The sequence below is a fragment of the Bhargavaea sp. CC-171006 genome, assembly GCF_009761675.1.
Taxonomy (GTDB): Bacteria; Bacillota; Bacilli; order Bacillales_A; family Planococcaceae; genus Bhargavaea; species Bhargavaea changchunensis.
Genome location: NZ_QUZH01000003.1, coordinates 46,051 through 71,164, shown reverse-complemented (window position 1 = coordinate 71,164; position 25,114 = coordinate 46,051). Strand labels below are relative to the sequence as shown.

General features: G+C 53.8%; 22 protein-coding genes. 12 read left to right on the top strand and 10 right to left on the bottom strand.

Translation table 11 applies throughout. The features are described 5' to 3' along the window. The first annotated feature begins 2 nt into the window (after positions 1-2). The 5 genes from DZC51_RS00750 to DZC51_RS00730 all read left to right on the top strand — a co-directional run bounded on the left by DZC51_RS00750 (position 3) and on the right by DZC51_RS00730 (position 6,059). Positions 3-2,051, top strand: a complete 2,049-nt coding sequence (locus tag DZC51_RS00750; protein ID WP_157293444.1) for a CocE/NonD family hydrolase — start codon at positions 3-5, stop codon at positions 2,049-2,051. A gap of 154 nt (positions 2,052-2,205) precedes the next feature. Then, positions 2,206-3,096 (top strand): LysR family transcriptional regulator, encoded by an 891-nt coding sequence (locus tag DZC51_RS00745; protein WP_157293443.1) that lies wholly within the window; start codon positions 2,206-2,208, stop codon positions 3,094-3,096. 20 nt (positions 3,097-3,116) lie between these two features. Continuing rightward, positions 3,117-4,040 (top strand): AEC family transporter, encoded by a 924-nt coding sequence (locus DZC51_RS00740; protein WP_157293442.1) that lies wholly within the window; start codon positions 3,117-3,119, stop codon positions 4,038-4,040. An 11-nt stretch (positions 4,041-4,051) separates the two neighbouring features. Then, positions 4,052-4,921 (top strand): LysR family transcriptional regulator, encoded by an 870-nt coding sequence (locus DZC51_RS00735; protein WP_157293441.1) that lies wholly within the window; start codon positions 4,052-4,054, stop codon positions 4,919-4,921. A 232-nt stretch (positions 4,922-5,153) separates the two neighbouring features. After that, complete coding sequence (locus DZC51_RS00730) at positions 5,154-6,059, top strand: protein-ADP-ribose hydrolase (RefSeq protein WP_157293440.1); 906 nt, start codon at positions 5,154-5,156, stop codon at positions 6,057-6,059. Positions 6,060-6,091: 32 nt separating this feature from the next. Here DZC51_RS00730 and DZC51_RS00725 read toward each other — a convergent pair whose 3' ends face one another. Further along, positions 6,092-6,712, bottom strand: coding sequence for an RraA family protein (locus DZC51_RS00725; protein WP_157293439.1), 621 nt, complete (start codon positions 6,710-6,712; stop codon positions 6,092-6,094). Positions 6,713-6,885: 173 nt separating this feature from the next. Here DZC51_RS00725 and DZC51_RS00720 point away from each other — a divergent pair, with 173 nt between their 5' ends. After that, entirely contained in the window at positions 6,886-7,452 is a 567-nt protein-coding gene (locus DZC51_RS00720; RefSeq protein WP_157293438.1) for an NADPH-dependent FMN reductase, read from the top strand. Positions 7,453-7,506: 54 nt separating this feature from the next. On the opposite strand, the gene ytvA is transcribed toward DZC51_RS00720, so the two are convergent. The 3 genes from ytvA to DZC51_RS00705 form a co-directional block, all read right to left on the bottom strand. After that, positions 7,507-8,286: a YtvA family blue-light photoreceptor gene (ytvA, locus tag DZC51_RS00715; RefSeq protein WP_157293437.1), complete on the bottom strand. Its 780-nt coding sequence runs from the start codon at positions 8,284-8,286 to the stop codon at positions 7,507-7,509. Between the two features lie 207 nt (positions 8,287-8,493). Beyond that, on the bottom strand, positions 8,494-9,939 hold the full coding sequence (locus tag DZC51_RS00710) for an SLC13 family permease (RefSeq protein WP_157293436.1): 1,446 nt from the start codon (positions 9,937-9,939) through the stop codon (positions 8,494-8,496). Next, positions 9,936-11,123 (bottom strand): glycerate kinase family protein, encoded by a 1,188-nt coding sequence (locus DZC51_RS00705; protein ID WP_157293586.1) that lies wholly within the window; start codon positions 11,121-11,123, stop codon positions 9,936-9,938. Before DZC51_RS00705 ends, DZC51_RS00710 begins: the two co-directional genes overlap by 4 nt. 301 nt (positions 11,124-11,424) lie before the next feature. On the opposite strand from DZC51_RS00705, the gene DZC51_RS00700 reads away from it, so the two are divergent. Continuing rightward, entirely contained in the window at positions 11,425-12,216 is a 792-nt protein-coding gene (locus DZC51_RS00700; RefSeq protein ID WP_157293435.1) for an HAD family hydrolase, read from the top strand. 28 nt (positions 12,217-12,244) lie between these two features. Here DZC51_RS00700 and DZC51_RS00695 read toward each other — a convergent pair whose 3' ends face one another. From DZC51_RS00695 to DZC51_RS00685, 3 genes are all read right to left on the bottom strand, one after another. Then, positions 12,245-12,490, bottom strand: a complete 246-nt coding sequence (locus tag DZC51_RS00695; RefSeq protein WP_157293434.1) for a hypothetical protein — start codon at positions 12,488-12,490, stop codon at positions 12,245-12,247. Positions 12,491-12,585: 95 nt separating this feature from the next. Next, the gene (gene serA / locus DZC51_RS00690) at positions 12,586-14,202 is read right to left on the bottom strand and encodes a phosphoglycerate dehydrogenase (RefSeq protein ID WP_157293585.1); all 1,617 of its coding nucleotides are present in this window, start codon (positions 14,200-14,202) and stop codon (positions 12,586-12,588) included. Continuing rightward, positions 14,202-15,362, bottom strand: coding sequence for a pyridoxal-phosphate-dependent aminotransferase family protein (locus DZC51_RS00685; RefSeq protein ID WP_157293433.1), 1,161 nt, complete (start codon positions 15,360-15,362; stop codon positions 14,202-14,204). The genes serA and DZC51_RS00685 overlap by 1 nt, the downstream gene beginning before the upstream one ends. A 589-nt stretch (positions 15,363-15,951) precedes the next feature. On the opposite strand from DZC51_RS00685, the gene DZC51_RS00680 reads away from it, so the two are divergent. Further along, entirely contained in the window at positions 15,952-16,572 is a 621-nt protein-coding gene (locus tag DZC51_RS00680; RefSeq protein WP_157293432.1) for a hypothetical protein, read from the top strand. 57 nt (positions 16,573-16,629) lie between these two features. Here the strand turns inward: DZC51_RS00680 and DZC51_RS00675 are convergent, their stop codons facing one another. Further along, complete coding sequence (locus DZC51_RS00675) at positions 16,630-17,130, bottom strand: TspO/MBR family protein (protein WP_157293431.1); 501 nt, start codon at positions 17,128-17,130, stop codon at positions 16,630-16,632. A gap of 158 nt (positions 17,131-17,288) precedes the next feature. Here DZC51_RS00675 and DZC51_RS00670 point away from each other — a divergent pair, with 158 nt between their 5' ends. Beyond that, the gene (locus DZC51_RS00670; protein WP_157293430.1) at positions 17,289-18,137 is read left to right on the top strand and encodes an STAS domain-containing protein; all 849 of its coding nucleotides are present in this window, start codon (positions 17,289-17,291) and stop codon (positions 18,135-18,137) included. Between the two features lie 145 nt (positions 18,138-18,282). Continuing rightward, on the top strand, positions 18,283-19,158 hold the full coding sequence (gene ypfJ, locus DZC51_RS00665) for a KPN_02809 family neutral zinc metallopeptidase (protein ID WP_157293429.1): 876 nt from the start codon (positions 18,283-18,285) through the stop codon (positions 19,156-19,158). A gap of 250 nt (positions 19,159-19,408) precedes the next feature. On the opposite strand, the gene DZC51_RS00660 is transcribed toward ypfJ, so the two are convergent. Both DZC51_RS00660 and DZC51_RS00655 read right to left on the bottom strand, forming a co-directional pair. After that, positions 19,409-20,893, bottom strand: coding sequence for a peptide MFS transporter (locus tag DZC51_RS00660; RefSeq protein WP_157293428.1), 1,485 nt, complete (start codon positions 20,891-20,893; stop codon positions 19,409-19,411). Positions 20,894-21,193: 300 nt separating this feature from the next. After that, positions 21,194-22,483 (bottom strand): M48 family metallopeptidase, encoded by a 1,290-nt coding sequence (locus DZC51_RS00655; RefSeq protein WP_157293427.1) that lies wholly within the window; start codon positions 22,481-22,483, stop codon positions 21,194-21,196. Between the two features lie 308 nt (positions 22,484-22,791). Here DZC51_RS00655 and DZC51_RS00650 point away from each other — a divergent pair, with 308 nt between their 5' ends. Both DZC51_RS00650 and DZC51_RS00645 read left to right on the top strand, forming a co-directional pair. Beyond that, on the top strand, positions 22,792-24,012 hold the full coding sequence (locus tag DZC51_RS00650) for a carboxylate--amine ligase (protein ID WP_157293426.1): 1,221 nt from the start codon (positions 22,792-22,794) through the stop codon (positions 24,010-24,012). 56 nt (positions 24,013-24,068) lie between these two features. Continuing rightward, positions 24,069-25,109 carry a lipid II:glycine glycyltransferase FemX gene (locus tag DZC51_RS00645; protein WP_157293425.1) on the top strand — a complete coding sequence of 347 codons (1,041 nt, stop codon included), beginning with the start codon at positions 24,069-24,071 and terminating at the stop codon, positions 25,107-25,109. The last annotated feature ends 5 nt before the right edge of the window (positions 25,110-25,114 follow it).

Here is a 25,114-nt window from a genome sequence, read left to right as displayed (position 1 = left end):
CGTTGGTATTTAACGTACGAGAAACAAACCGCTCTGTTCGGGACGAATTTCCCCATAAAATAAAAGAACTGAACAACATCTGGATTCCGATGTCGGACGGGACAAAGCTGTCCGCCAAGATCTGGCTTCCGGAAGGGGCAGAGGAAAATCCGGTTCCGGCCATCCTCGAATATCTGCCATACAGAAAAAACGAGTTCACGGCACTGCGTGACTCGCTCCGGCACCCGTATTTTGCAGGGCACGGTTATGCAAGCATCCGCGTCGACATTCGCGGGACCGGTGATTCGGACGGCATCCTCTATGACGAGTATCTGAAGCAGGAACAGGACGATGCGCTGGAAATCCTCGAATGGATTGAACAGCAGCCATGGTCGACCGGAAGTGTCGGGATGATCGGTAAGTCGTGGGGAGGCTTTAACGGGCTGCAGGTGGCTGCACGCCGTCCAAAACAGCTGAAGACGATCATCACCATCTGCTCGACGGACGACCGTTATGCGGACGATGTCCATTACAAAGGCGGTGCCATGCTGGCATCGGACATGCTCTGGTGGGCCTCGACGATGTTCGCCTACAACGCCCGGCCGCAAGATCCCGAAGTGGTCGGCGAGTCCTGGAAGTCGAACTGGCTGGAACGCATGGAGAACACTCCGCCATTCGTCGAGGAATGGGTCCGTCATCAGCGCCGCGACGCCTATTGGAAACACGGTTCTGTCAATGAGGACTATCAGGCGATTGAAATCCCTGTCTTTGCGGTCGGCGGATGGGCGGACGGCTACCCAAATGCGATTCCGAGAATGCTCGAAAATCTCGAAGTACCGCGTAAGGGCCTCATCGGGCCGTGGGCGCATGAGTATCCGGAGATGGCCGTGCCCGGCCCTCAGATCGGATTTCTCCAGGAATGCCTGCGCTGGTGGGATCAGTGGCTGAAGGGGGAGGACACCGGCATCATGGAAGAGCCGATGCTCCGGGCTTACCTTCAGGACAGCGTGCCGCCGCAGACAAGCTATGACTACCGGCCGGGTCACTGGATCGCTGAAAAACAGTGGCCGCCTGCAGCGATCAATGACCAGCGTCTTTACCTGGGTGAAAACAAATTGATCTTGCAACCGGAAGCTTGCTCGGACATTCGGGTCGGAAGCGTCCAGCAGCACGGCATGCACGCGGGTGTCTACTGTCCGTTCGGGCAGCCGGGTGATCTGCCTGCCGACCAGCGGAATGAAAACGGCTATGCCGTGGTATTTGAATCTGAACCGGTTAAGCAGGACACGCCGATTCTCGGACACCCGACCTTCAGCGTGGAATTGTCTTCCGACAAACCGGATGCACTGATCGCGGTCCGCCTGAACGACGTTGCTCCGGACGGTTCATCCACACGGGTGACATGGGGGATGCTGAACCTGTCCCATCGTGACAACGATGAATTCCCGGAAGCGCTGGAGCCGGGCAAGAAGTACAAAGTTGACGTGAAAATGGATGTCATCGGCTACACGCTTGCCAAGGGGCACCAGTGGAAACTTGCCATTTCACCGAACTACTGGCCGCATGCCTGGCCGTCGCCGGAAGAAGCGACACTCACCGTCTACCCCTCAGAGAACACATACCTCTCGCTTCCGGTCCGCGGGGAAAAGGCAATTGATGCGGAACTGAAGCCGTTCGCTCCTGCCGAAACCGCTCCTGTCCTGACGAAAGACATCCTACGGGAGGCCGGCCGTACACGCGAGATCAAGCATGATGTGGTCACTGACATCTGGACGCTTGATGACTTCTCCGATGAAGGTTCGCGCCGCCTGCATGTCAACGGACTGGAATACGGCAGCACAAACCGCAACGTCTATACGATCCGAGGCGGAGACCCGCTCAGTGCCAAGGTCGAATGCGACTGGACGCTGGATGTCGGCCGGGGAGACTGGCAGACCCATCTGGTCACGAAGAGTGTCATGACCGCTGACGAGAAAAACTATTACCTGACGAACCGCCTGACCGCCTATGAAGGCGATAAGGAAGTGTTCGACAAGACTTGGGAAGTTGAGATTCCCCGGGACTTTACTTAAGTGTGCGTACAATTGAAGAACAATGAAAACCCGATCCGGCAAATGCCGGGTCGGGTTTTAGTCATTCCTATTATTCATGCTTATTGATGAATAAACGGTATTTTAATTATGTCACTGTGGAGATTATAATGAAAAAGCTAGGAAGAATCGGGGGATGAGCGCAATGGAAGAGCGGGATTGGTTGATTTTGAAGACGCTGTTTGCCCACCGCAATATTACAAAAGCAGCAGAAGAGCTATATCTCTCCCAGCCTTATCTGACCAAGCGGCTCCAACAGATTGAAGAGGCGTTCGGAACGGAGATAGTCCGACGGGGCAGGAGGGGAGTCAGCTTCACTCAGCAGGGCGAGTACCTGGCCGGCCAGGCGGACCGGATGCTTGACCGTTTTGCCCAGATCCGAAAAAACGTTATTCGGATGAAAAACGAGGTGGCCGGAACGCTGAAAATCGGGGTGTCCAATCACTTTTCAAGGAATCGCCTGCCACATTTGTTGAGCCGGTTCCGCCTGCAGTATCCGCAGATTAACTACCAGGTGTACGCTGGGTGGAGCAAAGAAATCATTGGCATGGTGAACGACAAGCAGGTGCATGTCGGGATCGTGAACGGCGAATTCAACTGGGTGCACCAGGCCGAACTCTTGATGAATGACCCGCTTGTCGCCGTGTCGACGGGAAGAATCCGGAAAGAAGAGCTGCCTAATCTGACAAGAATCGAATACCAGACGGAGCATCATTCCGAGAAACTGGCGGAGCAGTGGTGGGCTGAGAATTTCAGTGATCCGCCTAAGACCGGATTTCATGTAGACAAAGCGGACACGGCCAAGGAATTGGTGAAGAGCGGTGTCGGCTACGCCATTCTGCCGGAGATGATCATCGGTGACAGCGACCAGCTGCACCGCCATGAAATTACCAGCCGGAACGGATTGCCGATTTCCTCGGGCATCTATTTGTATTATCCGGGGGAGTTCCGAGAAATCAGTTTGGTCGGCGCGTTCATCGACTTTATGAAAGAAGAACATGCACACCACAATAAACAAGACTTATAGAATGAACTGGGGTTTTCCGTATGGAGATATTGTTCACCATCCTCCTGAAAGTCATCGCTCCCGTCTTTGTCCTGATCGGGGCAGGTGCCATGATGCACAGAATATTCAACTTGAATCTGTCGACACTTTCAAAGCTGTTGACCTACTATTTTCTTCCGGTCGTTGCATTCATTAATGTCTACGACAGTCAGATCACGGGCGACATGTTTTTCACTATCGTCATCGTCCAGCTGCTTGTTGCGGCGGTCATGGCCGGAATCTCCTCGGGCATGTCGCGGCTTCTGAAACTGGACAGGGGCATGGACGCCACCTTCAAGAACAGCGTGGTCCTGATGAACTCGGGCAATTACGGCGTTCCGGTAAGCCAGCTGGTGTTCCAGAGCCAGCCGGTCGGAGTCGCGGTACAGGTGATCGTGATGATCATCCAGAACCTCATCACCTATACATATGGGCTGTACAATTCGCTGTCCGCCCGGCACGGCGGGGTAAAGGCGATCCGTGAATTCCTGAAGATGCCGGTACTGCATGCCTTGCTTCTCGGACTGGTTCTGAAAAGCTTGGATATCGGGCTGCCGTTCTTTATCATGGAGCCGATTGAACGGTCAGCGGATGCCTTTCTTGCAGTTGCACTCTTGGCCCTCGGCGCACAGGTAGCTTTCATCAAAATCGGGAAAATAAATAAAGTGATCATTGCCAGCAGTATAGGCCGGCTTTTGATGAATCCTGCCGTATCGCTTTGCATCATCTTTCTGCTCGGACTGGACGGGATCGTGGCACAGGCTCTCTTTATCGCCAGTTCGTTTCCGTCGTCCCGGAACAGCGCCCAATTCGCGCTGGAATACAATAACTATCCCGAATTGGCCGGCCAGATTGTTCTAGTGACGACTGCGCTCAGCGCATTGAGCGTCACACTGGCCGTATATGTATCCAAACTGATTTTTTGAAAGGAGAAGCGATGAACAATCAGGACTGGGAAATTCTCGACCAGCTGTCCAGGCATCTGAATATCACGAAAGCTGCTGAAAACATGCAGCTTTCCCAGTCGACGATCACCAAGCGGCTCAAGCAGATGGAAGCCGGCTTTGATGTGCGGATCGTCTTCCGGGGAAAGAAGGGAATTCACTTTACTCCGGAGGGTGAGTACCTTGCCGATAGTGCAAGGTCCATCCTGAAGGAGTATGAGGTGATGAAGGACACGCTGTGGAATATGGAAGAAGAGGTCAAAGGGACGATCAAGATCGCCGTTTCCAATTTCCTGACCAGTTTCCTGCTTTTCAATGTCATCCGCGCCTTCAAGGAAAAGTATCCGGAAGTGGATTTCCAGATTACCACCGGATGGAGCAGGGACATGTATGACCAGGTCCGGAATGACGATGTGCATGTCAGCTTCATCAGGGGGGATTATCAGTGGCAGGGAAGAAAACATCTGCTTTTTGAAGAAACGCTCTGTATCGCATCGAAACAGCCGATTCCGCTTGCAGAATTGCCTGCGTCGCCGCGGATCGACTATAAAAAGGACATAAAGCTGGATACGATGATCAGCTCATGGTGGGACGTGAACTTCCGTGAAGTTCCGAGGATTTCAATGGTCATGGACAAAGCAGAAAGCTGCAGGGAAATGATCAGGAACGGTCTGGGATACTCGATCGTCACGAGTCTCGTCGTCCGTAACATGGAAGATATCCATAAGACCGAGTTGAAAGACCGGGAGGGGCAACTGATCAGGAGAGGCTCGTGGATGTTCTACCACGAAAAATCGCTGAAACTGAAGGCGGTAAGGAAATTTGTCGAGTTTATCGAAAGCTACGATCCCTCAAGGGGATGATGGATTTCGCAAAGAGTATCATGACAGTACGGAACACGGTTGGGACCTGATGTTCCAAGGATTAAAGGCATTGTTGGAAACGGGAGAAAACCCGTATAAAGGTTAAGTGGTTATCATCACGATTGATGTGTATCTGTCCGGAGTCTTTTTAGGATTTTGGGGAGGAGCTGCCGTCCCGGCGTGGAAAATGAGCAAGGAAGATAAATGGATTCACGAGAGGGAGCTGATCAACATGGCACAACTGACGATTAAAGAATACGGCCCGGCCATTCACCTTCATGAACGGTCCATTCCGATCGATCCGGTCAATCCGCTGGAGCGCGTCCGGGTCACGGAAAGTTTGATCGAAGGACTGCTCGGGGAGCCGGAAATGCCGGAAAGCGCAGAAATTCCTAAGTCTTACGAAGAAAAGCGCAAGCTGCTCCGGGGACTGCTGAACATCAGACCGCCATATCCGATGGAACCTGACTTCCTGAACAATCTTGATGGGCTGCTGCAGCTTGAACTGAAGGAAAGGGGAGTGGCCGAGGCATCGTCACTGCCAATGACATCGGACGAGTTCCCGGGGACTTCCGTAAAGCATGCGGACAAAATGTCGCTTTGGCGAGGAGATATCACGCTGATTGATACGGATGCCATCGTCAACGCAGCAAACGAGCAGCTACTGGGCTGCTGGCAGCCTCTCCACGAATGCATCGACAACGCGATTCATTCTGCCGCCGGACCGGAGTTGCGGGAGGACTGCAATACGATCATGGCGATGCAGCAAGAACCGGAAAAAACGGGAGGCGCCAAAGTGACGAGGGCCTATAACCTGCCATCGGGGTTTGTCCTGCACACGGTCGGTCCCATCATTGAAGGTGGCCGGACACCGACAGAGGAAGAGGAGAAACAACTCGCCTCCTGCTACATATCCTGCCTTGAGGCCGCTGCAGAAGTGGAGGAGATCAAGACGATCACCTTCTGTGCGATTTCAACGGGCGCTTTCGGCTACCCAAAGGAAGAGGCCGCAAGCGTGGCAGTGGAAACGGTAAGCGGCTGGCTCGCCAGCCATCCTGACCGGTTCAGCCAAATCGTCTTTAATGTGTTTGGAAAAGAAGATGAAATGGCGTACAAAAACGTATTCGTGAAAAATTAAAAGCTGTGCGGCGTATATGCCGCACAGCTTGTTTATTTGGAAGCTGCCTGGTCCAGATAGCGGCGCACCGCTTCAATGTCTCCCGCAACTTCCCGTTCGCGTGCGTCGTCTTTTTCCAGTTTGGCGAGGGCTCCCTGCAAGATTTCCTGTTCCTGCTCTCGCGGAACGACGGTGACGCCGTCCGCATCGCCGATGATGAGATCCCCCGGGCGGACAGCCGCTCCGCCGCAGGAAATCTGGACATTCACTTCACCGGCACCTGTCTTGCTGCTAGCGGCAACGGTCGTTCCCCGGACAAAAACAGGGAAGCCGAGCGCCTTGATATCACGGACATCGCGGATGGCACCGTCGACGACGAGCCCCGCAAGGCCGAGTGTCTGCATCATGCCGACGACAAAATCCCCGGCCACCGCTTTCGCCAAGTCACCTTTTGCATCCACGACAAGTACATCACCGGGGCTGGCCGTCCGCATCGCTTTGAGCATCGCCGGATTATCGCCTCCGGGAAGCTTCACCGTGACGGCGCGTCCCGCAATCCGGTATTCCTCCCGGAGCGGCTTGATCATAGAGTCCATATTGTTCAGCCCGCCGGTTGCATCCGAAACCGCTGTAGTCGGGACGCTCGCATAACGGGCAATCAGTTCTTCTGACATGGCATTCGCCTCCAAAACTAAGATGATTTCATCCTATCAAACCCGATTGGTTTGTCAAAATAATTAAATATCGAAGAGAAAGATGGAATTCGAGATAAAAAGTCTTGATTCCGAGATGAAACCAATGTATAGTAAGTAACGTAAAGTAACCAACAACAAGGAGGCCAAACAACATGGCAGAAAAACTCAACATTGGTATTATTCTTGGTTCGACACGCGAAGGTCGTGTAAGCCCTCAGGTCGGTCAGTGGGTAAAAGGCATCGCGGACGGCCGCGGCGACGCAAACTACGAAATCGTGGACATCGCTGACTACCAGCTTCCGTTCCTCGGCACTACTGACGGTTCGGAACCGGGAATCGCGAAATGGAACGAAAAGCTTGCAAGCCTCGATGGCTTCGTCTTCGTCGTTCAGGAATACAACCACAGCCTCTCCGGCGCTCTGAAAAACGCAATCGACTTCGCACGTGAAGTATGGCACGACAAAGCTGCAGGAATCGTGAGCTACGGTTCAACTGGCGGCGCGCGTGCAGCGGAACACCTCCGCGGCATCCTCGGCGAACTGAAAGTGGCAGACGTGCGCACGCACCCTACACTCTCGCTGTTCACAGACTTCGAAAACTTCTCCGAGTTCAAGCCGGCTGAACTGCACCTTACAAACGTCACTGCAATGCTTGACGAAGTGAATGCTTGGGCAGGCGCGCTCAAGACAGTCCGCGAAAAAGCTGCTGTCACTCAATAATTTCGAATAAGCCCCTTCCGGCAACTGCCGGAAGGGGCTTTGCGTGTTTACGAGTCAGGAAAAGGAACCGGCTCTTTTCGCAGAGACCACGGCCTGTTTAAATGAGGAGAAAGCGATCAGCTTGCGGTCCTTGTCCACTTCCGATCCGATATCGCGTGCCGCTTTCGGGGAAATGCCGGTGACGAACAGCTGGCATCCCATCAGTCTCAGGACATCCTGGAGCTGGAGCAGGTCAAACACCGGCGTGTCCTCGTCCCAGTATAGCCCTGAAATATCCACGATGACCGAATGGGAATGATGTTGCTGGACATATTCGCTGAGTTTGACGGTCAGACGCCGATAGCGCTCGACACCCATTTCACCATTCAGGGAAATGGCCGCGATGCCGTCATCGATTTCCAGAACAGGCAGGGACAGGCGCTCGATCTCCCGTTCCTTCTCCTCCAGACTCTTTCGTTGCTGCACTTCGACTGTGACATCGGTCTGGGTACCGATAAAGAAAAGGCGTCCTCCCGTACGGACCGGTTCGATATTGACCCGGTTCCAGAATGGTGTGCCGTTTTTCCTATAGTTCTTCAATGTAACGGTGACAGAGTGTTCATCTCTAATTGCATCGCGCATTTTCTGCACGTCTTTCAGCTCGGTGTCAGGCCCCTGAAGGAATCGGCAGTTGTGGCCGATCGTTTCTTCCGGGCTATATCCGGTCAGTTTTTCAAACGTTTTATTGGCGTAGAGGACCGGATGATCTTCCTGTGAAGGATCCGTGATTAAAGCGGCTGTCTGGCTGCCGTCCAGCATCGCTTCAAGAAGTAAATTCTGGGTTTGCGGGTCCATTCTTTTGATGGCGTTTCCCTCCTGACTCTATATGTTCCCTATCGTAGCATAGATTGGAAGAGAACCCTGCCTGTTGCAGTAATTTATTATTACCATCATGGAGCGGGAAGGTGTTTTTTAGAAAAACGGTTTTTCTTAGGGAGAAAGTGTACTTCCGGAACTTACAAGAACGAAGCATGCAAGAGGGCATGCTTCGCTTCATTTTTATTACAGCCCCAGCCCCGTCCATTTCCAGTAGGTGAAGTAGAACAACACCATAAGCGCGATGTAAACAGGAGCAAGGATACAACTGAGCTTGGCGAGGTCCTTCACACTGAAGGAGGCATCACCCTCCTCATAGAACAAAAGCAGAGCCTTGGAGCTGACGGGCATTGTCAGGCAATAGTTCATGCCGATGAGACCAAGGAACACGGCCGCTGCCGGATCGGCGCCAATGCTGCGGGCAAACAGGATCAGTGTCGGCACCAGCACCACGGCACGGGTCGTATGGGACGTGATGTAGAGATGGCTTGTCACCGAGACCGCGGCAAGCGCGAGGACAAGCAGCCACTCAGGGGCCTGCCCGGCAGACAGAAGCAGTCCGGAAAGCTTTTCTTCGGCCACCTTGACGACACCTGTATCAATCAGGGCCGTTCCAAGCGCTGTTGCGGCAGCGACAAAGAGAATCAGATTCCAGGAAACGGAACGGACACCTTCCTTAAAAGAAAGGACACCATACCCGGGCACCATCGCCAGAGCAGCCCCAGCCATCGTCACGAAAGCAATTCCGTAACCATGGAGGCCGTCCGTCAACCAGCCGATCAGCATGACTGAAATGAGAATGAGCGTCCTTTTTTCTGTGGCGCTCATTTTAATAGGGGGCGGGGCTGTTTCAAGCCCATCTTCCTTAACGGTCGTTTCATTTTTTGGCCACAGCGTCAGCCGGATGGCCACAACGGTGACCCATGTCGCCGCTGCGGCAAATGGAACGCCCCAGACAAGCCATCGGATAAATGAAATCGACTGGCCTGCAGTTGTCTCGAGCAGCCCGACCCCGATCAGGTGGGAACCCGCTCCAAGAAGAGTTGCTGATGTGCTCATCAGAATGACTGCAGGAGCGAGGATTGAGAGCACATGCTGTTCGCGTGCGGTAAACCGGCTGCCAAGCCGATTGAGGATTGGCTTGGCCAGCGCCGCCCGCCCGGAAGTGGACGGAATGAAAAAAGATGTGGCGAACAGCAGGCCAGTCAGTGCATTCACCAGGCTCCCTTTTCTCCCGAAATGGCGAAGTGCCGCATGTGTCATCCGATCCGCGAGCCCCGAACGGGTAAAGGCCTCACCGATGATGAAAGCGCCGATCATGAGCCAGACAACGGGTTCCGCCATCGACAGGTAAAGCAGATCCGGTTCGCCCGCTTTCAACAAGATGATGAACAAGACGAGGGAGAGGGCCACATAGCCGGTTGGGAGCTGGGTTCCGGCCCAGAGTGTCATGGCGGACAGAAACGCGAAAAGAGCTACTTTGCCATCGTATCCGAGGCTGCCTGCAGGTGCGATCAGTGCAGCATACAGAATGTGTAGCCCAACAACCGTGAGAACCGGTTTTGGTACCTTGCGAAGCACATGAAGAGCCCCGGTACGATGCCTCCGGTGAAGTTCAGCCCGTGTCGTCATTGCGCTGTACTTCCTACATTTGCCCGGGTCCTTTCCGCGATTGAAAGGCCGATTGAGATTTGGCGGAGCACACACTCCGTCGTGTCTTCAATCCATTTCGGCGCTTTTTGGATCGATTTCTCCAAGGTTGCGGGTTTTTGGATAATGCTCATGAACGCATCGATACCGGCACCGTAGTTCAGGTCCGCTCCCTTGCCGATTGTGCCGGCAATTGCGACGACCGGGATATTGTGCTGTTTGGCGATCCGGGCTACTTCTGCCGGTATCTTCCCGTCAGGTGTCTGGAAGTCGAGACTTCCTTCGGCGGTGATGACCAGGTCCGCATCGGCGATGACGTGCTCCATATTGATGTAATCCCGGATGATGTCAAAACGGGAATGCAGCTGTGCACCGGTGAACACAGCAAGTCCGGCGCCCAGGCCTCCGGATGCGCCGCTTCCCGGCTGGAAACGGATGTCTTTGCCCGTTGCATCACGGATTAGTACGCCATAGTGTTCGAGCGCCGTTGCCAGCTCCTCGACCTGCTCGGGTGTCGCGCCTTTCTGCGGTCCGAACACCCGGGCAACACCTCGACCGCCGCACAAAATATTACGGTGGTTGCAGGCTACATCGATTTTGACATGTTCCAGACGAGGATCGATGCCGGAAGTATCAATCCGCTCCGCCTGCAAGAGATCTCCGCCTCCTACGACGGTCACAGGCAATCCGCGGTGATCGAGAAAACGGACGCCTAGCGCCTGGGCCATCCCTGCGCCGCCATCTGATGTTCCGGAATCCCCGCACCCGATCAGAATGCGTTTCGCACCTGCATCAAGGGCTGAGCGGACGAGTTCCCCGACCCCATAAGTCGTCGTGCGCAACGGATTCCTCATGTCACGGGGAACAAGAGTAAGCCCGGCCACCGCCGCCATCTCAATCACAGCAGTTCTGATTCCCCGTTCAGAAAAGAGTCCAAAGTGGCTCATCACCGGTTCCCCTACAGGCCCGGTAACTTGCAAGGGAACCAGCTCGCCGCTTTTCAGTTGAGTGATTGCCTTTGCGAAGCCTTCGCCGCCGTCGATCATCGGCAGCATCTCCACCCGGATGTTGCTTCCGAGCCTCCTGGCACCTCTCGCCATCGCCTCCGCCACATTTTCTGCATCGAGGCACTCTTTGAATCCTGACGGTACCATTACAATTTTCATATCCATGTCAATTCCTCCTCGTTCGTTTGATGTCATCGCCACTTTATCCGCTGAAAGATAAAACCTGATGAGAGAATCATGAGGAAACGATGAGAAGGATAAAAATGGTGCTAAGGGATCGGAAGGAAAGAGTCGTAAATCGGAGTTTTTTTAAAATAGGCAGACTAAAGAGATAGGGGTGAAAGATAAAATGGGGCGATTTTTGCAAGCTTCTTTCGGATGTGCGGAACATTCCAATATTTTCGCCTGTTGCTCCGGATATCCGCTATAATGGATACCAGTTGAAAGGAGGCCGATCCCGATGATACGGACGATTATTTTCGACTTGGACGATACGATCCTGTGGGACAAGAAAAGCATCCAGACGGCATTCGACCGCACATGCGAATTTGCCGCTGAAAAGGCCAAAGTCGACCCGAAGCAGCTTGAGGAAAAAGTGCGGGAGTCAGCACGCGAGCTATACGCTTCGTATGATACATACGAGTTCACCCAGATGATCGGCATTAACCCGTTCGAAGGTCTATGGGGTTCCTTCGAGGATGAGGGGGATGATTTCCGGCGGATGCGCGACATCATCCGGACTTACCAGAAGGACGCCTGGACAAAAGGGCTGAAGAAAGTCGGCGTGGAAGATTACGAACTGGCAAACGAGCTGGTCGCAAAGTTCATCTCGGAACGCCGCAAAGCCCCGTTCGTCTTTGGCGAATCGTTTGAAGTACTGGAATCCCTTAAAAAAGACTACCGGCTCGTACTCCTCACAAACGGTGCACCGAGCCTCCAGAACGAGAAACTGACCATCACTCCTGAAATCTCGCCGTATTTTGATTTCATTCTCATCTCGGGCGATTTCGGAAAAGGAAAACCGGATGCCTCAATTTTCCTTCATGTTCTCGAGAAAATGGGCACACAGGCAGATGAGGCATTGATGGTCGGCGACAACCTGATGACCGATATCCTCGGTGCAAACCGTGCCGGCATCCGCTCCGTCTGGTTGAACCGGGAAGGCAGCAAACCGAATCCAGAAGTGAAACCGACTTACGAAATCGACCACCTCGGCAAACTGGCAGACGTGATCAGCGATGCAAACAGATAAGCTGTAAACGGGACCGAAGCCGGTCCCGTTAATTTTTTGGGCAGAAGGTCATTTCGTCATTCGTGGGTTCAATCTCTTCATTCACGGGTTCAATCTCGTCATTCATCCGTTCAATCTCGTCATTCGCTTCCCGGAAAAGGACGAATGACGAAATCTGGGCGTCGAATGACGAAACCAAGCGCCCGAATGACGAAATCAGGTGCCCGAATGACGAAACCGACAGACCGCCGTTTTCCGCTATCTTTTGCCGTTGCCAGGCTAAGTCAGTTCGCAAATCATGAAAAAAGCCGCCGCTCAAAAATCTGAGTGGCGGCTTTACTATGGACTTAAACAGCGATCTCCGTTGGCGGGAGCCTTCTTTATCTTCTATTAAAGATCAATCGTCCGGACTGCGTGGATGTCTTCAATTTTGTGAAGGCGGCTGACTTCTTCCGGCTTCACCTCATTGTCGACGGTGATCATCATGATCGCGTCTCCGCCTGCAGCGGAACGGCCGACCTGCATGGTGGCGATGTTGATGTTTTCTTCCGCAAGGAGGGTGCCGACGCGGCCGATCGCGCCCGGCTGGTCCTTGTGCTTGATGAGGAGCAGGTGGCCTGCCGGAACGACATCGACGACATAGTCATCGACCTTGACGATGCGCTCCCCGAGTCCGTTCAGCAAGGTGCCGGATACGCTGTGCGCCTCATCGCCGGCCTTCACTTCAACGGTGATCAGGTGCTGGAAGCCTTTCGACTGGGTCGTTTTGTGTTCGGAGACACCGATGCCGATCGAATCGGCGAGAAATTTGGCGTTGACATCATTTACATGCGTGCCGAGATTGCGCTTCAGGATCCCTTTCAGCGCATTGCGTGTGAGCGGGCGCACATCGTACTCGGCCAGGTCGCCGGCATAGCGGATGTTCACTTCGGTCAGCGGCTGGTCGGCCAGGTGGGAGATGAAGGCGCCTAGATCTTCGGCCAGGTCAAAGAACGGCCCGATCTTCGCCAGGACTTCGCGCGACACGGACGGCATGTTGACCGGGTTGCGGACAGGATTGCCGCCGAAGAATCGCACGACATCCCGGCCTACGTCGATCGCGACGCTTTCCTGCGCCTCGATCGTGCTTGCGCCGAGGTGGGGCGTGGCGATGACCTGCGGCAGATCGAGCAGACGGTGTCCGACGAACGGCTCTGTCTCGAAAACGTCCAGCGCAGCGCCGGCGACTTTCCCCGATTCGATCGCATCGTAAAGCGCGTCCTCGTCGATGATGCCGCCCCGGGCGCAGTTGATGATGCGCACTCCGTCTTTCATCTTGGAGAATCGGTCCGCATTGATGAGGTGACGGGTTTCTTTCATGAGGGGCGTGTGGACGGTGATGAAGTCGGCTGCGGCCACCACTTCATCCAGCGTGCCGACGGCAATGCCCATTTCCTTGGCACGTTCCCCGGTCAGGAACGGGTCATAGGCGATGACCGACATGCGCTGGCCCTTTGCGCGGCGCGCGACTTCCGCGCCGATCCGTCCGAGGCCGACAATACCGAGCGTCTTTTCTTTAAGTTCCACGCCTACGAACTTTTTCCGGTCCCATTTGCCTTCCTTCAGCGAAAGAAAGGCCTGGGGAATGTTGCGTGCAAGGGCGGTCATCATGGCAATCGTATGCTCTGCTGCCGAGTTGGTGTTGCCGTCCGGCGCATTGACGACGATGATGCCTCGCTCAGTGGCCGCTTCAAGGTCGATGTTATCGACCCCGACTCCGGCGCGTCCGATGATCTTTAGGTTGCCGGCAGCTTCGATGACTTCGCGGGTCACCTGGGTCTGACTGCGGACGAGGAGGGCATCCGCGTCTTTTACGGCATGAAGCAGTTCCTCGGGTGTCATGCCGGTCTGGATTTTGAGTTCGACGCCTTCCGCTTCACGGAGTGGCTGAAGCCCTTCTTCGCTGAGCGGGTCGCTGATAAGGATGACTGCATTTTTCACTGTGGTCTTTTCGATCGTTGTATTCATCATTGATGATCCCCTTTCCCTAGGTAAACCTGCTGTGCGGCTGCGACACCTTTGCCAAGTTCAATCTCCATGCCCGACTTGAAAATGCCGATTTCAATCATTGCAAGTGTCTGCAGGACATCACCCGGCGAGCAGTAGCCCATATGGCCGATCCGGAAGATGGCATCTTTCAGATGTTCCTGGCCGCCGGCGATAATCAGGTTAAATTCTTCCTTCAGCACTTTGCGCAGCTTGGCGGCATCGAAGGCATCCGGCCGGACCGCCGTGACGGTCGGGGAGGCATCTTCGTCGTTTGCCAGTAGCGGGACGCCGAGTGCCTTGTATGCGGCGCGTGTCATGTCTTTCATGAGTTCGTGCCGGGCGATGACTTCCTCGAATCCTTCTTCCTCAATCAGCCGGATCGCCTGCTCCAGACCGTAAAGAAGGGAAGTGGCAGGAGTGAACGGGGTCGAATCCTTTTTCAGGTTGTCCCGGTATTTCGTGAAGTCGAGATAAAATCCACGTCGCGGGTTCGCTTCGATCACGTTCCATGTGCGTTCGCTGCAGGCTGCGAACATGAGGCCGCCCGGTAGCATCATCGCTTTTTGTGAACCGGTGACGAGAATGTCGATGCCCCATTCATCCATTTTTGAATCGACACCCCCGATGCAGGATACGCCGTCGACGATGAACAGCGCGTCCGACTCTTCATGGACTGCCTGTGCCAGTTCGGCCACCGGGTTCAGTACGCCGGTCGACGTCTCACAGAAAGTGGCGAAGACTGCTTTGGCTTCCGGATGATTCTTCAGTGCTTCACGTACCTCGTCAGGCGTGACCGAATGTCCCCATTCCGTTTCGATCTCATGGACGTTCACCCCGTAAGCGTCAAGGATCTTCACAAAACGCCTGCCGAATGCTCCGGTGACGGCAACGATGACTTCGTCTCCTTCACCGACTGTATTGACAACTGCCGCTTCGAGGCCGGATGTGCCGCTTCCCGCAAAAATCATGACGTCCTGTTCCGTGCCGAACACTTTCTTGAGACCCGGACGGATGCGCCGGATCAGCTCGGCGGTCTCGCTTGCGCGGTGGCCGACCATCGGCTGCGCCATGGCGCGCTGGACGCTGGGCGGTACCGGTGTCGGTCCCGGAATACGAAGATACTGTTGGTCTTTCAGCATGTCTGTTTCCTCCTCGGTCAGATCAAAATGAAATGAAAAAAGCCGTTCGTCCCCTGCAGTTTCTGCAAGGGGCGAACGGCTTTCAGCCACGCGGTGCCACCCTCATTCGCCGCCGGAATCCGGCGGCCTTCGTTGACATGGATAACGGCCATGGCCGGACGGGCTTACTCGGTTTCAGCCCGCCAACATCAGGAGCGGAACGCCTGGGTGGGATTGCCGGTTTGCACCAAACACCGGCTCTCTGAAAATCCCTGGACTCTGACGCATGTCTCCCTCGAAATTGTTAGACGATTTCTTAAGTTGTGACTATCATAACACGCTAAAAACGGATGTCAACCCATCATTCGGATTTCGGGACTTTATTTTTATAAGAATGAACTTTTGTAAGGGTTTTCATTATAAAAAGCAAGAAATTAAGGGTTTTGGGTATCGAATGTTCGTGTTTCTTGGGGAGGGAGGATTCTGCTCCTGTTTGTCCTGACGGATGGGCCGACCGGAACCGGGCTGCAAAAGCATTGGCTTGAATTCCGCTGAAGCGGGAATACCAATAAAGACAAGAGGATTTTAAAGGCGAAAGGAGTTTATCGCGTTGGAAAGTGTCATTGTGGGTTATTTCAGTGAAGAACAGGCCACGCTTGACGCGCTGGCGGATTTGGAAAGCTTGCAGAAAGCAAGTGGCGAAACGCAGGTCGCACAGGTCGGCATCTTCAAAAAAGAACAGGGGATGATCAGTCTTCGCCGTTCCTTCGATTCGGGAGCGGAAGCCGACGAGTCGATCATCGGCGGCATCATCGGGGGAATCACAGGGGTCATCGCGGGACCGGTCGGGACGCTGCTCAGTGTAGGTGTCGGCGGTTCGGTCGGAACAGATGAAAACGCCCCTCACATGATGCCTGATGCCAACCTCTTCTGGTCCATGACGCTCCGGATGAAGGACGGGCATATCGCCATCGTCGCGGTTGTCCAGGAATTGGACCAGGCTCCGCTTGATCAGCTGTTCGGCGGTTACACCTCCGTCACCGAACGCTTCGGGGCTGCGGAAGTCCAGGAAGAGATCGAGCATGCCAGGAACCTTCAGGACCGGCTGGAAAAAATGGTGCGTGATGAATTGACGGAAGAACGTACTGCCCAGCGCGACAAAAGGGTGCAGGATCTGAAAGTGACCGTAAAATCCGATTTTGCAAACCTGATGGCCGGACGGCAAGGATGATTCCCCATACAAATAGAATCCGGCACGCGCCCTGTAGGGCTGGTGCCGGCTTTTTTCTTACTCCAGATCATTCTTTTCCCATATGGATGCATTCAGTGCGAGTGCATATAGCACCCAACCCATATAAGGAACCATCAGCAATCCGGCGGTGCAGTCTTCCCTGTAGAATCGTTCCGCCGTCAGGGCAATCGCGCCAAGAAGGATTGTCATCTCAATCAGTGCTGTTCCGCGCAGCCGCCACTTGAAGAACAGAAAAGACCAGAGGAAGTTCAGGCCAAGCTGGATGTTATACGGGGGAAAGGATTCCTCCATCCCTTTGTGGGTCCGGCTCATGCCGGCCCGATAGCGTGCAATGCCCATCGTTGTGTAGAGGATGTTCCAGACAATCGGAAAAGTAGCCGGCGGCGGGGCGAATCCGGGTTTATCGAGACGCTTGAATTTATCCTGTGCATTCCGGTTGGCCAGCCATCCCGCTGCCGCTCCGCCAATAAGCGGAACGGCGATGGCGACAGCTAATTTTTTTCCGTCCATCTTTCCGTCTACTCGAAAGAGTTCCATCAGATCCCTTCTTTCCCTGTTTGACCTTCTCTACCCTGCGCCGTATTTTAATAATCGGAAGAAGGACCGGAGTCACCGCCCTTTCTGAAATGAAATGGTGTTAATGGTAAACTAAAGGAATAAGGAAGATACACGAGCAGAAAAGGGGGCCTGTTCTTGTGAATTTAGTGAACGAAAAGCTTTATGATTATCTGTTGGAGAATGCGGAACACATGACCGACGAATGGCTGTCAAATCGGGATTTTAAAATCGGTTCGGTTTATTCATCATCAGCAGACGATCATGCGGTCGAGACGCTGCGTAAACAGAATCGGCTGACAATCCGTTCCATCGCAACCCGTCTGTCCGGCCAGCCAGGCCATTTTGAGAGGCTGAAAAAGAATTGGGCGGAGCTGGTGGCGGAAAGCCGGATCCGGAGCAATACACCGATCCATGAAGTGTTCGATGCGGTCATGCGGTTCCGCACCATCTACTGGTCGTTTATCGAACGCTTTATCCGCGCGAATAATGATGAAGTCCTGCGTGCGGACGTCTTGCGGTGGGGAAGCGAAATGAATGAGTCTTTTGATGAGTTGTTCCATGAGTTTTCCATGGCCTACCACGAAATCACAGAAGAACGGCTGACTGCACAGCAGTCGCTGATCCGGGAGCTTGGTACGCCTGTGATTAAAATTGACGGGGAGCGGGGCATCCTTCCGCTGATCGGCGATATCGATACCGGCCGGGCCAAAATCCTTAAAACGGCGGTGCCGGAGCGCTGTTTGGAACTGGATATCGTTCACCTGTTCATCGACTTGTCCGGCGTGACCATCATCGACACAATGGTTGCCCAGCAGATGTATGAACTTACCCAGATTCTCAGCCTGCTCGGTATGCGCTCCACCATGACCGGCATCCGGCCTGAAATCGCGCAGACTTCGATTCACCTCGGGATCGACTTCGGCATGATCCGTACCTACGGATCGCTCAGGCAGGCGCTGGAGGATGCAGCGGGACAAGGAAGATAATACCATTACATATCAGGCTGCCGGCGGGCGGCCTTTTGTCTTTGCTGCATAACCCTGAAATCATATCCCTGCGTATGACCTGTGATGTTTTTGGGTAAAGAACAATCAATGACATTTGCATGAAGAACGGCAGGGAGGAAATAGCATGAAGACGAGAGGCAGGAGACAAAGTTCAAATATCGAGGACCGGCGCGGACAGAGAAGTCCGGGCGGGTTCGGTGGCCCTGTCGCGATCGGCGGCGGGGGACTCGGAATTGTCGGGATTATCCTGTTCCTGCTGTTCGGCGGCGGACTGGACGGGCTGTTCGGCATGGGCGGCTCGGATCAGGCAGGTTCGGGAGGACAGGAAGGCGGCACAGGTTATGTGGAGACGGCCGAGGAAGAGGAACTGGCGGATTTCGTTGGAGTCGTTCTGGCCGATACCGAAGAAATCTGGGGAGACATCTTTGAGGAAAACGGCATGACTTACCAGGAGCCTACACTCGTCCTTTATACCGGAAGCGTCCAGTCGGCGTGCGGTTTCAACAGCGCCGCGGTCGGTCCGTTTTATTGTCCGGGCGACCACAAGCTTTATATCGATCTGAGTTTTTATAACGAATTGAAAAACCAGTTCAATGCACCCGGAGACTTTGCAATGGCATATGTCGTCGCCCATGAGGTCGGCCACCACGTCCAGACGCTTCTCGGCGTCAACGAGGAAGTAAACCGGGTCCGCCAGCAGGTGAGCAAGGAAGAGTACAACCGTTATTCTGTTGCAATGGAGCTTCAGGCCGACTACTTGTCCGGTGTCTGGGCAAAGCATGCCCAGGAACGGGGCTACCTGGAGGAAGGCGACTTTGAGGAAGCGATGAACGCGGCCAGCGCCATCGGGGACGATACGATCCAGCGCCGGTCCCGGGGATACGTCGTTCCGGAAAGTTTCACCCACGGTACATCTGAGCAGCGGATGGATTGGTTCAACCGAGGATTTAAATACGGCGACCTTGATCACGGCGATACATTCTCTGAACTTCTGCGGTAACAGCAAAAGACGCCCGGCCATGATGGCGGGCGTCTTTTCGTATGTTGCTCAGGAAATTATAAATCGTCACTCTGTGGATAACACTATTCACTTGGCTTCCACGGCCAGCTCCAGCGCCCAGCAACTAGCAAACTTCACCCTTCTCCATTGCGATAAGTCAACATCGGCTCGTTCCTCGACGTGTTTCCTTTATCTCATTGCGAAGGGCTCCAATTTGTACGTTGCTAAGCGGGCGCTTGCGCTTTTGTTCTTAATCTTTGATGAATTTCATAATCTTCGGTGCTGCGAGGAAGAGGATGATCCCGAGGACAATCGCCAGGCCTCCGATAGTTCCGAAGTAAATGTTTTCTGTTTCAGGTGTGTTCAGCTTGACGATCTGTGCGTTGATCGCCTGTGCAGCCGCGTTCGACAGGAACCAGAGGCTCATGGTCTGGGCGGAGAATGCTGCAGGCGCGAGACGCGTTGTCGCAGCGAGGCCGACAGGTGACAGGCAAAGCTCACCGAGGACAACGAGGAAGTAGCTCAGGACAAGCCACATCGGGTTGACCAGGGCGCCTTCTCCTCCGAGCATACCCGGGAGGAGGATGACGAGGAACGACAGACCTGCAAACAGGAGACCGAACGAGAACTTCCGTGGAATCGTCGGGTTCCGGTCACCGAGGCGCGTCCACATCCAGGCAAACACCGGCGCCAGGATAATGATGAACAGCGGGTTCAGCGACTGGAACCAGGCAGGAGAGATCTCAAAGCCGAATGCATTCAGGTCTGTCCGCTTGTCCGCATAGCGCGCCAGGATGGTGGAACCTTGTTCCTGAATCGCCCAGAACATGACCGATGCGATGAACAGCGGGATGTATGCGATGAGACGCGACTGCTCGGTCGGCGTCGTTTTCGGGCTGCGGTACATGACGATGAAGTAGGCGGTCGGAATCAGGATCCCGAGTACACCGACAAGCGCAATGACGCCCTCGATCGTGACCAGGCCCTGTGGAATCATCACTGCCAGAATGACTGCAATGACAACCAGGCCGATGACCGTGTTCCTGATCCACTTTTTCTTTTCGTCTGGAGTCAGGGGGTTTGGTACTTGCGTGCCTGCAAGTCCCAGGTTCTTTTTCTTTGTGATGACGAACGTGACGAGGCCTATGAACATCCCGACCGCAGCGACAGCGAATCCAAGGTGGAAGCTTACGCCCATGAGAGCGCCGACAATCAGCGGTGCAAGGAACCCGCCGAGGTTGATCCCCATGTAGAAGATGGAGAACCCGGCATCAAGCCGGTGGTCGTCTTTAGGGTAGATCTCGCCGACTGCGCTCGATACGTTCGGCTTCAGAAGACCTGTACCGAGGACGATCAGCACCATCGAGATAAAGAACAGGGCGACATTCCCCGGAATGGCCAAGGCGATATGGCCGAACATAATGAGGATACCGCCGTAGAAGACGGCTTTCGATGTGCCGAACACACGGTCGGCTAGCCAGCCGCCGATGATTCCGGACATGTAGACGAGCGAGCCGTAGATCGACATGATCGAAAGGGCAAGCGGTTCGCTGAGGCCGAGACCGCCTTCTGAAACTTCGTAGTACATATAGAAGACGAGGATGGCCCTCATCCCGTAGTAGGAAAAACGTTCCCAGAATTCAGTGAAGAAGAGGGTGAACAGTCCTTTCGGATGTCCGAAGAACCCTTTCTGAGGGACACTTTCCACAATTTCACGGTGCGATAGACGCGACATGTTGTGCTACCTCCTTAATTGTAGACCATCTTATACTACTCCCGGCATTTTCAATTGTCAAAAATAATTTTATTCCAGTGAATAATCAAGAATTAAAGCGTTATTCTGAATATAAATTCTATATTGAAATAATAAAAGTAGTCGGAGGGATTCGATTTCTATAACAATTAAATCGAGAAAGGATATCTACCTTGTTGTTTGCCCTGATTGCCCGTGTTTGAATCCTGATGTTGGGAAAGACGTTGAAAAACACCCCGGAACCACGCTCTGCGCGTATTCTCCGGGGTGCTGTCCGTTCAGTTAAAGGTTGTTTTTCAGTTCTTGTTCAAATTCCTCCGGTGTTGTGACTCCGAGGGATTCAAGGGCATCTATGCCCTCCACGCTTTTGGCATACGGATCTGCACCGGCTTCGTAAAGAAGCAGCGCGATATCATAATAGCCGAAATCAAGAGCGGTGGTGAGGGCGGTGCCGTTAATGTCAGTTGCATTCGGGTCGGCCCCCGCCTCAAGGAGGATGGCGGCTGCAGGAGCATTGCCCGCATAGGAGGCATAGTGAAGCGCGGTCGTCCCGTCTTCGTCGGTTTCTTCCAGATCCGCTCCGTCCGCGATCAGTTCCCTGAGCCGGTCGTCATCGAACTCATAGACCGCATCCGAGAGGGGAGGAAGATCGTATTCCTCGAAAAACGCTTCCGGTTCTGCGACAGCGGCCGGCAGCAAGTTGCCGTAGACTAGACCGCCTCCGGCAAAGGAAACGAGGACACCGACATAGACGGCAACCGCAATCGCAGTCAATCCCGCGGCCCAGAGTGCAATCCGCCCGTTGTTCTGCCGGTAATGGGGCGTGCCCTCAACCTGCATGAAATGGCCGACTGCCTGTACGCGTTTCGGCAGGTTGGGATGCGAAGAGAGGATTTCGCTCAGCCAGACGGCGCCGTTTGATTCGGAATGAATCTGTTCCAGCCAGACCGTCTCGTCGACTTCCCTGTAGACCCCCTTGCCGGCACCGAGCAATGTGAGCGCTCGCTTTGCCGCAGCGCCGTCCCCGGTTATATATGCGGCTTCCCGGTCACATGAATATTCACAGGACCGGCTGTAGGCCTGCGCAAGGAATGGGATGAAACGGGCCGGCATGATGAGGAGGTTTTTCCAGATGTGGCGTCTCCGGATATGGGCCAGCTCATGGGCGATGATGAAATCCAGTTCCTTTTCCCCTTTCTCGCGGGCCAGCTCAAACACTTCGGAATACAGGACGATCATATTCCGCCCGAAAAAGCGGGTGGCAAAGGCATTCAGCGCCCCTTCGGACTGTACGAGGAAGATGTCCGGCACGCTGCGCAGCCCCATTTTTGCAGACAGTTCAGCCGCACGCCCATATACATCCGGAAACTGGCGTTCAGAAAGACGGACGCCATTGCCCCGGACCGATCCGAGCATGATCGCATTGGTGAACAGGACGAACGCGAACACGATGAGCGCGATGCCGATCCCGATGATGGATACCGCGGCGGCCAGATAAATCAGGACGCTCGCAATTGCCGAGAGGATCAGATAAACCGTTTCCCTCGGTGACGTGATAGTATTCAGATTCATGACGGTTCCCCTTTTGATAATTTGGCGGATGAGTCTATTTCTTCCATCCCGCTTCATTAAATCTAGCTTTCAGAAATGAACTCGTCAACCGGATTATCGAATCATGTCTGATATTGCGAAAAACCCGTTCTTGAAAGGGGAAGAAAGTCAGGGAAGGGAACCCACGGGCTCCCCATTCCGTTCCCATCATGACCACACCGCGGGTCCGCGGCTTCCTTGACTTGACAGAGCGGCGTAAGATAGACTGAAAGTTGATTTGCGGATGTCGAAAAATGATGGCACCGTACAAGAATGAAGGGGTTTAAACTATGCCGAAAATGGATTTCTTGCCCGTTATTTTGGGATCGGATGATAATGCGTATGGAATGGCGCGTGCCTTCCATGAGGAGTACGGCATCAGGAGCATCGTGGCGACGAAAGGGCATCTCCTGTCCACGATGCACAGCAAAATCTTAGAAAAGAAGATCTTTGAGAATTTCGACGATCCGAAGACTTTCGCGGAGAGTTTGCTATCATTAAAGGACGAACTGAAAGAGCGGGCGGAAAAGCTGATATTGGTCGCCAGCAATGAGAACTATGTAGAGCTTGCTGTCCGGGCGCGGGCGGTCCTGGAACCGCACTATATCCTTCCTTTCGTCAGTGAGCAGATGATGGACGATATCATCTTCAAGGAAAAGTTCTATTCGATGTGCGAGGAGTACGGACTGGATTATCCCGGAACAGTCATCTTCAAAAAAGGAATGGACCCGCATATGGAATTGCCGTTCGACTTCCCGGCCGTTGTGAAGCCTTCGGATAGCATGCGCTATTTCAATGCACAATTCGAAGGGAAGAAAAAGGCATACGTTGTCGACAGCCGTGAAGAGTTCGTCGACGCAATCACCAAGATTTACGGTTCCACGTATGACGGGACGCTCATCATCCAGGACTATATCCCGGGTGATGACACGACGATGTACGTATTGAACGCCTATTGCGACAGGAACGGCAAAGTCCGGATGATGTGCCTCGGCCATGTGGTTCTGGAAGACCCGACTCCGATCCTGATCGGCAATTATGTGGCCATTGTCGGTGACAAAAATCAGGAACTGTATGACCAGTACAAGCGTTTCCTGGAAGCGATCAACTTCACAGGCTTTGCGAACATCGACCTGAAGTACGACCGGCGTGACGGGAAGTTCAAGATCTTTGAACTGAACATCCGCCAGGGCCGAAGCAGCTTTTTTGTGACTGCAAACGGATACAACATGTCGAAATATCTTGTAGAGGACAGGGTCTATCACCGTGACAACCCTGTCGTCTACGGGGATAACGAAGTGCTCTGGCATGGCATCCCTCTCGATATCGTCGTGAAATACACGACCGACCCGGAGCTGAAAGAACAGGTCCAGCGCCTGATTCGGGAAGGGAAGACCGCCTCGACGCTTTACTATGAAAAGGACCGGAGCTTTATCCGCCGATTCAAGCTTTACTCATACTATAAGACTTACCATCAGCGGTTTGAAGAATACTTCAATCCGAGAGGGTGATCCCGCCTTGCTTGGAGGCGGGTTTTCTTGCTGATGGATATGGAGGTTTACATAGGGTGCCAATCTTAGATCGCAACAACAAAGAAATGACGGCCAGGTATGAAGAGTTTGTGAAAACATCTCCGCACCGCGCCATCACGCAGGACTTGCAATGGTCGAAAGTGAAGAACGACTGGGGCAATGAACAGGTGTATGTGGAACAGGATGGAGAGATCGTAGCGGCAATGTCGATTCTCGTCAGGAAAGTGCCTGGAGGGTTCTCATTGCTGTATGCACCCCGGGGTCCGGTATGCGATGTCACCGACCGGGAACTCCTTTTCAGGCTCGTGAAAGAAGTCGAGCCGCTGGTGAAGAAACATAAGGCGTTTGCTTTAAAGTTCGATCCGGAAGTGCGCTATTCCGGATCGCTTGAACAGCAGTTCACATCGATGGGCTTCAAAGTCCATAACCGTGATGAGGAAAAGGAAGCACTCATCCAGCCCCGTCTCAACATGATCCTCTATTTTGAGGATCACGACGAAGAGTCGATCATGATGAAGTTTTCGAAGAAATGCCGGAATATCATCCGGGGCGCAATCAAGAAGGGCGTCACTGTGAGTTATGGTGATAGCGACGAGTACCTGGAAGACTTCTATTCGATCTACAGGACGATGGCGGAGCGGAACGGAATCACGACGCGCTCGATCGATTACTTTAAGCGGATGCGCGAGGCGTTCGGGGAAAACTTCCGCATTTATATTGCCGAACATGAAGGTGACCAGCTGGCTGCCGGGCTGACAATCAATTACAGCGGCAAGCTGTACTATCTGTATGCAGGAAGCACCAACGAGAAGCGCAACCTGAACCCGAACCATCTGATGAACTATGAGATGATCAAATGGGGAATCTCGGAAGGCGCCGAACAATATGACTTTGGAGGCGTCTTTGAACTGAGTCCGAAAGACGGATTGTATCTGTTCAAGAAAAGCTTCTGTGATAAGGATGGGCATACGGAATACATCGGCGAAGTGGACAAAGTCTATAACCCGCTGCTCTATACAATGTTCGTCAATGTTGTGCCGAAGCTTCAGAAACTGAAAAAGAAACTGCGTCGCTGAGCGCA